Raw genomic sequence first — 10,577 nt, 5'->3', positions numbered from 1 at the left:
CGCGAGGAGCGATCCTCGCGGCCTTTTGCGTAGCTATAACGAAGAGCGATAAAAGATTTCACAACATTATGAAGACACATCCACAGTACGAACCCTGGTTGCAGGGCATGCTCATCATCGCGAAGCACTATCGGCTGGACTTCTCGGCAGAGCATGTTCGGGTCACGATTAACCATGAAAGCCAGTCTCCACGCCAGCTGGTGCTGGAAGAGATGGCACGCCAGCTTGGGTTAGGGATGCGTATGGTGGCGGCCGACGCGGTCTCCCTCGACCCGTGGCGTTTACCTCTGCTTGCGGAATTTACTGGCGGACAAATCGCGGTCATTAACCGCATGGACAGCGAGGGCAACGTGAGCCTGCAGTTCAGCGGTGACGGCGGCCTGGAGACGACGCTGACGCGTGATGCGCTGTGCTCACGGTTGACAGGACTGCTGGTGCTGCGCCCGCTCGAGTCCACGCCGGATGCCCGGGTGGATGATTACATCAAACCGTATGAGAAAAACTGGTTCTGGCAGCTGGCCCTGAAGGACTGGCGACGCTACAGCGATATTATGCTGGTGGCGCTGGTCGCTAACGTCCTGGCCCTTTCCGGCATGGTCTTTTCCATGCAGGTGTATGACAGGGTGGTGCCCTCGCAATCGGAAGCCACGCTGTGGGTCCTGTTTGGCGGCGTGATGATCGCCATTGTTTTCGAATTCATCATGCGCATGCTGCGCGTGCACATTTCGGATGTGGTGGGTAAACGCGCCGACCTGCGTATTTCTGAACGCGTTTTTGCACACGCGCTGCGGATTAAAAACGGAGCCCGCTCTAAGTCAACCGGGTCGTTTATTGCCCAGATCCGCGAGCTGGAGTCGGTTCGTGAACTGATCACGTCCACCACCATTGCGGCCATCTCCGATCTGCCATTCTTCCTGCTGTTTGTGTTCATTTTGTGGATGATTGGCGGACCGCTGGTACTGGTTGTCCTGCTTGCCGTGCCGCTGCTGCTTATCCCGGGCCTGCTGGTCCAGCGCCCGCTGGGCAAACTGTCCAGCGAAGGGATGCGCGAGTCTGCCATTCGTAACGCCATGCTGGTGGAAGCGGTTCAGGGCATTGAAGACATCAAGCTGATGCGCGCTGAACAGCGCTTCCAGAATCAGTGGAATAACACCAATGATGTTGCCGCTAACGTCGGCATGAAGCAGCGCTGGCTGACCGGGCTGTTGCTGACCTGGACGCAGGAGGTGCAGTCGATTGTGTATGCCGTGGTGCTGCTGGTGGGGTGTTACCTGGTTATCAGCGGGGACATGACCACCGGTGCGCTGGTGGGGACCTCTATTCTCGCGTCGCGGACCATCGCGCCGCTGTCGCAAATTTCAGGCGTGCTCTCCCGCTGGCAGTCGGCGAAAGTGGCGCGTAAAGGACTCGACGATCTGATGCAGCGCCCGATTGACGATCCTCAGCAGGGCAAGAAGGTGCATAAAGCCCATCTGCGGGGGGATTATGCGCTGGAAGAGGTGGGGTTCTGGTACGACGATGAAGAAAAACTCACCGTTCTGAACATCAGCAAACTGCAGATTCGCGCCGGGGAGCGGGTGGCGGTGCTCGGACGCAATGGCTCCGGCAAAAGCACGCTGCTGCAACTGCTGGCAGGGATGCAGGAGCCTCAGCAGGGCAGCATTCTGCTGGATAATATCGCGTTGAACCACCTGGACCCGGCTGACGTGCGCCGCGACATGCAGCTGCTGAGCCAGCAGGCGCGGCTGTTCTTTGGCTCCGTGCGGGACAACATTCTGATGGGCAACCCGCTGGCCACCGACGATGAAATCCATCAGGCGCTGGTGAACAGTGGTGCGCTGGAGTTTGTCCGCAAACAGAAAATGGGGCTCAACTACATTATCAACGAAGGCGGTGCGGGCCTGTCCGGCGGGCAGCGTCAGGCGTTATTACTGGCTCGCGCCCTGATCACCTCTCCGAACATTTTGTTGCTGGATGAACCTACCGCCTGGCTTGACGAGATGAGTGAGAAGCAGTTTATCCAGCACCTTAAACCGTGGTTGGGCAAGCGCCGGACGCTGGTGGTCGCGACCCATCGTCTGCCTATTCTGGAACTGGTTGACCGTATCATCGTGCTGGAAAACGGCAAGGTGATCATGGATGGCCCGCGCGACGCCATTCTTCGCCAGCACGGTATGGCGCCGCAAAAAGCCTCACAGCGTACCGTGACCATGAAACCGACACCAGTAGCAGAGGAGGGCGTAGCATGACTGATTTCTCTCGCGTCAACAGCCGCCTGAAGGAGCCACGCTTGCCGCGGTCAACCTGGGTCGCCTGGTCGCTGTTCGCCCTGCTGGCGGTATTTATCACCTGGGCAAGCCTGTTCAGCCTTGATGAGGTCACCACCGGTAGCGGCAAGGTGATCCCCTCTTCGCACGAGCAGGTGATCCAGTCCCTTGAGGGGGGCATTATTCACAGTTTGCTGGTGCGTGAAGGCGACATCGTTGAGCGTGGTCAGCAGCTGGCACAGCTTGACCGGACGAAAACCGAATCAAGCGTGCTGGAAAGTGAATCGCGCCTGAATGCCGCGCTGGCAACCGCCTCGCGTCTGAAGGCCGAAGTGAACGACACGGCACTGGCTTTTCCGGCAGAGCTGGATGATGACGTTGAGCTGGTCAAACAGGAAACGGCGCTGTATCAGTCTCGTCGCGAAAGTCTTGAAAAAGGGCTGGCGGGGATACGGCAGGGGGCCGAACTGGTGCAGCGTGAGCTGTCGCTGACCCGTCCGCTGGTGACGCAGGGGGCAGCCAGTAAGGTGGAGGTGTTACGTCTTGAGCGTCAAAAAAATGAGCTTGAGAACAAAATCACCGAGATGAAAAACCAGTATTACGTTCGCGCCCGTGAAGAGCTGGCGAAAGCGAACGCGGAGATTGAAGCGCAACGTTCGGTGATGAAAGGGCGTGAAGATTCGTTGACCAGACTGACCTTCAATGCGCCGGTGCGCGGGATCGTTAAGGATATCGACGTGACAACCGTGGGAGGGGTGATTCCGCCAAACGGCAAGCTGATGAGCCTGGTTCCGCTTGATGACCAGATGGTGATTGAAGCGAAAATCTCGCCGCGCGATGTCGCCTTTATTCATCCGGGACAAAAAGCGCTGGTGAAAGTGACCGCCTATGACTATTCCATTTACGGTGGGCTGGAGGGCGAGGTGACCATGATTTCGCCGGATACGCTTCAGGATGAGGTGAAAAGGGATGTGTATTACTATCGGGTCTATATCCGCACTGATAGTAATCATCTGACCAATAAACAAGGCAAAGCCTTCCCGGTGTTTCCGGGGATGATTGCGACCGTTGATATTAAAACAGGCAGTAAAACGATTCTGGATTATCTGTTGAAACCGCTTAATAAGGCGAAAGAGGCACTGCGGGAACGGTAAACAAAGGGCGTTCGGGAAACCGAACGCCAGAAACATTATACCGTCGACGTTACGTTAACAACGTGGCGTCGTTCTTTAGGAACAACGTTGATATAGTGAGTCACATAGGCGAAGTATAATCCGGCATAGTTTTCGACCAGTTCTATAAACGCCGGGTAAATCGACATCTGGCCATCACCCTGATCTTTAAGATAACCCGCCTCTTGCGCCGATTTGATAATACGGTTGACGTGGATCCGTGAAACAAAAAATTCTTTAGCCAGTAAGTTGGCTGAATAAGTTATTACTGCACCATGTGCGGTTTTATTTTTTATGGCCTGCAGGTAAAGATATAACATTATCATTCGCCCTCCGTCTTTATCAATAAACAATCCCACTTCAGGCAAAACCTTTCTGAACGTTAATCCCCTGAAAAGGTATTCCGCTGCGCGACGGAAAAAGTTATTTCGCAGGATGTCGTTATCCAGCAGATTAACGTTGATATTAAACTTTGGGAAAAGAATACTTACCGGCAAAAATGCGCCGGACATGTAGCGTTTAAGTTCATTAAGTCCCTTTTCAGTCGGTGCGATTCTCGTTTTGCGTCTGTCTTCACTGCAGCGCCAGGTCTTGATGCGGCCGGTGGTTCTGAGCAAGGTGATGATCGCAATCACACTGTTGGGGCTGGCTATTTTATAACGGGAACATAATTCTTTAATTTCTGATACTGACTCAGCCTGATTTCCAAAGATAAAACAACACATGGAAAGAATAATGTTGAACCGTGATTCCTGAAGCATCGTTTTGTAGAACAAAGGTTGTTTTTTGTAGATGGCGTCATTAATGGTGTAGTGCTCTGTTATTGCCTCACTGAATCGCGGATTGTTTTTAATGACATCCCTTCGATGTAGCAAGGCCCTGGATGAGATATGATTATCCATAGCGTTTGTCTCTTATATGAATGAGCCGATAGATGAAGTATCCAGTCTTCTTTCGGATTTTTCATTATACCTTGAGATTGACATATTTACCGTTATTATTTGATGCGAATTTTATATTTATACTGCATATGGATACAGGCGGTGATTAACACAAAGATGTTCTCGTTAGTCACGTTGATAACGGTTTCTTAACCTGATGGTGTACTGTAAAATTATTATCAACAACAGGGTTTTTTATATTTTGTTACATTCACAAATGGGATATGTGTTTTTGTGCCCAGGAGCAGGTTATGACCCAAAATATTTCTTTCAGAAATGCTGCTTTTTATGAGCAAAAATTTGTCATCTCAACCTGCCATTTCACATTTCAGGGGTACAGTCTGTTACTCAAACAGTACGGTATAGACGCTTCGCACGTTCGTTTTGAGGGGGATGAACCTTCCCGGCAGGATCTGGAAAATATCCTTAGCAGTCAAAACGCTCAAATCTCGGTGTTTCTCGGAAAAGGTGTGGTCTCTCTGCTGGAGAGCCTGAAGCGACTCGCTTGCGTGCTAAATAAACTTCCTGTTATTCGAAAGGTAACCCTGTACGGGGAAATGCCGGATGGCTGGCTGTATCGAACTCTGGGGAATCTTTTAAATAATACTTTCCAGCTTTCATTGATTCGTATAGCCAGCGTGTCTGATGTTATGACCTGTTTTCGTATGCATAATGACGTATTTAAGGATAACTCACGTTCATTGCGTGACCAATATTGGGGGTTGTCTTATCAGGAAAACGTAAAAGGTTTAACCGAAAGAGAGGTAAGCGTTTTATTAAATTTTTATCGCGGAATGTCAGTGAAAGAGCAGTGTGAAAAAATGGGGCTGTCTAATAAAACGGTTTATACTCATCGTAAGGAAGGGGTGAAAAAATTACACCAGATCCGACGCTGGCTGAAAGATCCGCATGCCTTAAGAATGGAAGGAAGCACGGAACGGTTAACGCAAAAAGAAAGTCTCTCTGCCAAAGAGACGTCGGTTTATAATGCATTGCTAAAAAGAGAAATATTCCCTGCATATCAGATCATAACCGACCGTTATAAAAAAGGGGTGGGGTTTGAGATACTCATTCGCTGGAATAATAATGGTAAAATTATCAAGCCAGTTAATTTTCTTACTGATATTTCAAGCCAGGAAATATGGCTAAAAATTACTGCGCTAGTGATTCATGCTGCGGTGTCAGGTATTAATAAATATAACGGTAAATATTATTTTTCCGTCAATATCCCCCCGCGACTTGCCTCGGGTAATGCACTTCCCGACATGGCCAAAAAGGCTGTGGCGATGCTGCTCAATCCGCAGTGGGCCGACAAACTGGTCTTTGAATTTGCCGAAGATATTGATGTGACCAAGGATAGGACGATCCCAGAAACCATGCGGCGTTTACGCAATACCGGGTGCCGGCTGTTTCTCGATGACTGCTTTTCCAACCATCAAACCATGTTCCCGGTAAGGCAGGTGCATTTTGATGGATTAAAGCTTGACCGGGATATCGTCGAGCATTTTGTGGCGAATGATAATGATTATAATCTTATTAAAGCGATACAGATATACAGCGATATGACCGGCACGGATTGTATTGCTGAAGGGGTGGATAGCGAAGAGAAGTTTGAGAAGTTAGTCGCCCTTGGGGTTAAAAGCTTTCAGGGCTATTATCTGTCGCGGGCGGTGAAAGAAGACGAATTAGATCGCATGGTCAGATTGTTTAGCTAAAGCGCAAAAATAAAGCCCCGAAGGGCCTTTATTTATTTTCGACCCAGTAACAGGCCGAGAACAATACCTACCGCCCCCGCAGCAATTAAACCCGTCAGGGGATTGTTTCTCACCGCTTCAGTGACATCGGAAACGGCGTCGCTGGCCTGTGCGGCATATTTCTTGGCAGCACCTTTAACCTGATGCTTAGGGGAGTCAACGAAATCGCCAAACTGCTGCTGGGCTGAGCCTGCCAGTTCATCGAGTTTATTTTTCGCTTTGTCTTCTGCAAACTGTGTATTTTTATCAGTATTGAAATCAGTCATTTTTGCCTCCTTGTGTTGATAGTATAAGGATAGCCTCTCTTTTGCGTTTTAAGGGACGCAGGGCGGAATTTGGCACAAAATCCTCCTGTTTTCGGATATATCTCTATGCCATAAACCCTTTATTTCTCATTCTCATCCTGACCGTAATACAGTTTCCCAATCCGGATAAGCGGGCGGCCCTGAGACTTGCGGTGCAGGTTACTGTCCCTGAGCGAATACACGCACCCGCAATATTCCTGCTGGTAAAACTGTTCTCGCTTGCTTATCTCAATCATGCGTGAGGAACCGCCCTGTTTGCGCCAGTTGTAGTCCCAGTAGACCATCTCCGGATAGCGCGCTGCCGCACGCTGGCCGCAGTCATTTATCTGCTGCATATTCTTCCAGCGGGAGATCCCTAATGAACTACTGATGACGCGAAAACCATTTTCTGCCGCATACAACGCCGTGCGTTCGAAACGCATATCGAAGCACATGGTGCAGCGGATGCCGCGCTCGGGTTCCCATTCCATGCCCTTAGCGCGTTCAAACCAGTTATCGGTGTCGTAATCGGCATCGACAAACGGCACGCCGTGTTTTTCCGCAAAGCGAATATTCTCCTCCTTACGGATGAGGTATTCCTTTTGTGGATGAATATTGGGGTTATAGAAAAATATGGTGTAATCAATTCCCGAGGCCTGGATGGCCTCCATCACTTCTCCCGAGCAGGGTGCGCAGCAGGAGTGCAGCAGCAGTTTGTCGGCACCGTCTGGCAGGGCAAGTTGAGGGCGGATAAAGGGGGTTGTACTCATCGTATCAACTCTATGTGAATGAAATTTATTGAATTGTAGTCCCGTAATCGAAGAAAGTGAACGTTCAGGGCAAACCACGGCGAACGTAAACATCCACGTTTCTTTTCTATGGCTCCGATCACGTCACCTCGTATTCCCCTGATCCTGCGACGACTCGCAGCAATCATGCATTGACCGAAGGAATAAATTCGACATAATTTATTTCTGTGGTGAATCCTCTCTGACGAGAGGGCGTTCCAGACTACTGCCGTCCGCAGGTATGCTCGCGTCTTTGCTTATCTGGGAAGAGTCACTGGGATGCACCCGACACCACGATTCTTTCTTTAATTTTTTATCCCATTGGAAGGGTATAGAGTGCACAAGTTTAATTCCTCTCTTCTTGCGATTTTTTTGCTGACAGGTTGTAGTTCCGATCTGGTTCTCAGCCCACCTCAAAAACCTGAATACAAGGCTATGCCAGAGATAACCCAGTCTGTGACACCATCCCAACAGCGTGCGATCATGGCTGGTGAGAGACCTGATTGGTCTGAAAGGACGCCAGTCGGTACCACGAAACGATATTGATAAATACCTAACGACCAGGGCTGCCATTCGGTGGCCTTTTTTATTGTGATGAATGAGCGGGATGTGATGGCCGCAGCCAAAACGCAGAAGGCATGGTGAAAACGACCCTGCGCCTGGCGTTGATTATCACCAGACGTGTGGAATGCAACTGAATCAAGTTAATGTTCTATAGGCTTATTTTATCAATGCACCAATTCCTGATAAGATTGTTCCTAATTTTTACTGATGGAATAGGGACATGAAAAAAATTGTTGGCGTGATATTACTTTCCTGCTTACTTGCCGGTTGCGATAAACCTAAAATTGACTCATCAACTGATGATGCAATGAAATCGTCTATAGCTAAAGTCAGAGAGTCACTTCCGGAGAATAAGCGGGAGGAGTTTGATAGCGCTCTGCAAGTTGTGGCATTCAGTAACATCAACATGGCTGATCTCATGCATGCCTCATCAGACAATGACAAAGAAGACCTCAGCAAAAAGATGCGCGAACCCCTGTCGGGAAAGACTGCTGAGGAAGTCATTTCTTATGCTCAGAAAGTAACAGCTGAGAGAGAGCTTAAGCAGAAAGAACAGGCAATTCAGGAAATTAAAACGCTAGAAAAGAAAAAAGCTGACTCAGATATGGCTAAAGAGGAGCTGAAGAAAATCCAGGTTTTATCAGCCAGATTTACCAGGGAGCCTGAGGCAGACGGTGAGCCACAACCCGTAATTAGACTGGTTGTAAAAAACAAGAGTGAAAACGTTATTTCCAGAGCCTACCTGCATGGAGTGATAGCAAGCAGCGGACACTCAGAGCCCTGGTTGGAAAGTAAGTTCTTTTACGATATTCCTGACGGGCTTAAACCGAATGAAGAAGCTACATGGGCTCTGGCTCCGCCTAAAAATTCTGAATGGGGTCAACTTTATGCCCCAAGCGACGCTGTTTTCACTGTGACGGTCATGAGAGTAGACGGTACTGATAAGCAGGCGTTGTTTGATGCAACAATGTTTACAGAGGAAGACGGTAACAAGCTTGATGAACTGAAGAAAAAATACCCGTGATTTTTAGCTAAAAAATGACCCGCTTAGGCGGGTTTTTTTACGTCCGGAGGAAACGTGGCGACAGATATATTCACCTGGTGAACCCAGATACGGGCAGAAAGGTTTAGCCACACGATTCGTTCTGCATTCTTTGGTCATGGTTATGAGCAAATCGCAGGAAATGAATTAACCCTGAGCAGCAATTCTGGCGGATGAGCCTCTCAGCTAACTACACGATAACCACGTCAAACCTAATGTTTACATAAAGCTGTTTTAAAATATACAATACCCCCCTATAGTATCAGGAGGGCGTATGCCGCATTCACCCGCAGATAAAAAACGTATTCTGACGCGCGTCCGCCGCATTCGAGGGCAGGTTGATGCTCTTGAGCGTGCACTGGAATCGGGCGACCCCTGTCTGGCCATCCTGCAGCAAATTGCCGCCGTGCGCGGTGCTGCGAATGGGCTGATGGGCGAAATGGTTGAAATTCACCTCAAAGATGAGCTGGTGACCGGGGAAACAACGCCGGACCAGCGGGCCGTTCGCATGGCAGAAGTCGGCCATTTGCTGCGCTCTTATCTAAAATAAACCCACAGACCTCACAATAAGGGAAGAGACATTATGAAATCTCGCGCTGCTGTCGCATTTGGCCCCGGCCAGCCGCTCAAAATCGTTGAAATCGACGTGGCTCCGCCGAAGAAAGGCGAAGTCCTGATCAAAATTACCCATACCGGCGTGTGCCATACCGATGCGTTTACCCTTTCGGGTGACGATCCTGAAGGCGTGTTCCCGGCGGTACTCGGCCACGAAGGCGGCGGGATTGTGGTGGAAGTCGGCGAGGGTGTGACCAGCCTGAAACCGGGTGACCATGTGATCCCGCTGTACACGGCAGAATGTGGTGAGTGTAAGTTCTGTAAATCCGGCAAAACTAACCTCTGCCAGGCGGTTCGCGCTACTCAGGGTAAAGGTCTGATGCCAGACGGTACCACTCGCTTCTCCTATAACGGCGAGCCGATCTATCACTACATGGGCACCAGTACCTTCAGCGAATACACCGTGTGCGCGGAAATTTCGCTGGCGAAAGTGAACCCACAGGCGCCGCTGGATAAGGTTTGCCTGCTGGGCTGCGGCGTAACCACCGGGATTGGCGCGGTGCATAACACCGCAAAAGTGAAAGAGGGCGACACCGTTGCGGTGTTCGGTCTCGGCGGTATCGGTCTGGCGGTTATCCAGGGGGCGGTGCAGGCAAAAGCGGGTCGTATTATCGCTGTCGATACTAACCCGGAGAAATTCACCCTGGCAGGCGAAATGGGTGCCACTGATTTCGTGAACCCGAAAGACTACGATAAGCCGGTTCAGGATGTGATCGTTGAGATGACCGATGGCGGCGTTGACTTCAGCTTCGAATGTATCGGTAACGTTAACGTGATGCGTTCCGCGCTTGAATGCTGCCACAAAGGCTGGGGTGAGAGCATCATCATTGGCGTTGCCGGTGCGGGCCAGGAGATCAAAACCCGTCCATTCCAGCTGGTGACCGGCCGTGTGTGGCGTGGTTCAGCGTTTGGCGGCGTGAAAGGGCGCACCCAGCTTCCGGGCATGGTGGAAGATGCAATGGTCGGGAAAATTCAGCTCGACCCGTTCATTACCCATCGCCTGCCGCTGGAGCAAATCAACGACGCGTTCGATTTGATGCACGAAGGTAAGTCCATCCGTACCGTGATTCACTTCGGCGACAAGTAACTCTTCTGCCAGCGGTTTTTTTGCCGCTGGCGTTTCCTGCATAATCTTCTCTAAAGTGTGACC

9 protein-coding genes are annotated in these 10,577 nt (G+C 50.3%); 6 read left to right on the top strand and 3 right to left on the bottom strand.

Annotated elements, in window-relative coordinates:
- Nucleotides 1-68: 68 nt before the first annotated feature.
- Nucleotides 69-2,249, top strand: coding sequence for a type I secretion system permease/ATPase (locus AB6731_RS05305; protein ID WP_371005986.1), 2,181 nt, complete (start codon nucleotides 69-71; stop codon nucleotides 2,247-2,249).
- Nucleotides 2,246-3,421 carry an HlyD family type I secretion periplasmic adaptor subunit gene (locus AB6731_RS05300; protein ID WP_371005985.1) on the top strand — a complete coding sequence of 392 codons (1,176 nt, stop codon included), beginning with the start codon at nucleotides 2,246-2,248 and terminating at the stop codon, nucleotides 3,419-3,421. Before AB6731_RS05305 ends, AB6731_RS05300 begins: the two co-directional genes overlap by 4 nt.
- A 35-nt stretch (nucleotides 3,422-3,456) precedes the next feature.
- Here AB6731_RS05300 and AB6731_RS05295 read toward each other — a convergent pair whose 3' ends face one another.
- Nucleotides 3,457-4,341, bottom strand: a complete 885-nt coding sequence (locus AB6731_RS05295; RefSeq protein WP_371005984.1) for a MarR family transcriptional regulator — start codon at nucleotides 4,339-4,341, stop codon at nucleotides 3,457-3,459.
- A 290-nt stretch (nucleotides 4,342-4,631) separates the two neighbouring features.
- Between AB6731_RS05295 and AB6731_RS05290 the strand changes: the two genes are divergently transcribed.
- Nucleotides 4,632-6,095 (top strand): EAL domain-containing protein, encoded by a 1,464-nt coding sequence (locus tag AB6731_RS05290; RefSeq protein WP_371005983.1) that lies wholly within the window; start codon nucleotides 4,632-4,634, stop codon nucleotides 6,093-6,095.
- Between the two features lie 32 nt (nucleotides 6,096-6,127).
- Here the strand turns inward: AB6731_RS05290 and AB6731_RS05285 are convergent, their stop codons facing one another.
- Entirely contained in the window at nucleotides 6,128-6,400 is a 273-nt protein-coding gene (locus AB6731_RS05285; RefSeq protein ID WP_014169987.1) for a YqjD family protein, read from the bottom strand.
- Between the two features lie 119 nt (nucleotides 6,401-6,519).
- Nucleotides 6,520-7,188, bottom strand: coding sequence for an epoxyqueuosine reductase QueH (locus tag AB6731_RS05280; RefSeq protein WP_138613952.1), 669 nt, complete (start codon nucleotides 7,186-7,188; stop codon nucleotides 6,520-6,522).
- A gap of 802 nt (nucleotides 7,189-7,990) precedes the next feature.
- Here AB6731_RS05280 and AB6731_RS05275 point away from each other — a divergent pair.
- The 3 genes from AB6731_RS05275 to AB6731_RS05265 all read left to right on the top strand — a co-directional run bounded on the left by AB6731_RS05275 (nucleotide 7,991) and on the right by AB6731_RS05265 (nucleotide 10,514).
- On the top strand, nucleotides 7,991-8,794 hold the full coding sequence (locus AB6731_RS05275; protein WP_371005982.1) for a DUF6694 family lipoprotein: 804 nt from the start codon (nucleotides 7,991-7,993) through the stop codon (nucleotides 8,792-8,794).
- Between the two features lie 292 nt (nucleotides 8,795-9,086).
- A complete protein-coding gene (locus tag AB6731_RS05270) occupies nucleotides 9,087-9,362 on the top strand; it encodes a metal/formaldehyde-sensitive transcriptional repressor (RefSeq protein ID WP_014169989.1) in 276 nt (91 codons plus the stop codon).
- Nucleotides 9,363-9,395: 33 nt separating this feature from the next.
- Entirely contained in the window at nucleotides 9,396-10,514 is a 1,119-nt protein-coding gene (locus AB6731_RS05265; protein WP_014169990.1) for an S-(hydroxymethyl)glutathione dehydrogenase/class III alcohol dehydrogenase, read from the top strand.
- Nucleotides 10,515-10,577: the final 63 nt, after the last annotated feature.

Source organism: Enterobacter sp. RCC_40, assembly GCF_041360735.1.
Classification (GTDB): domain Bacteria; phylum Pseudomonadota; class Gammaproteobacteria; order Enterobacterales; family Enterobacteriaceae; genus Enterobacter; species Enterobacter ludwigii.
This window is presented reverse-complemented; position numbering and strand designations above follow the sequence as displayed.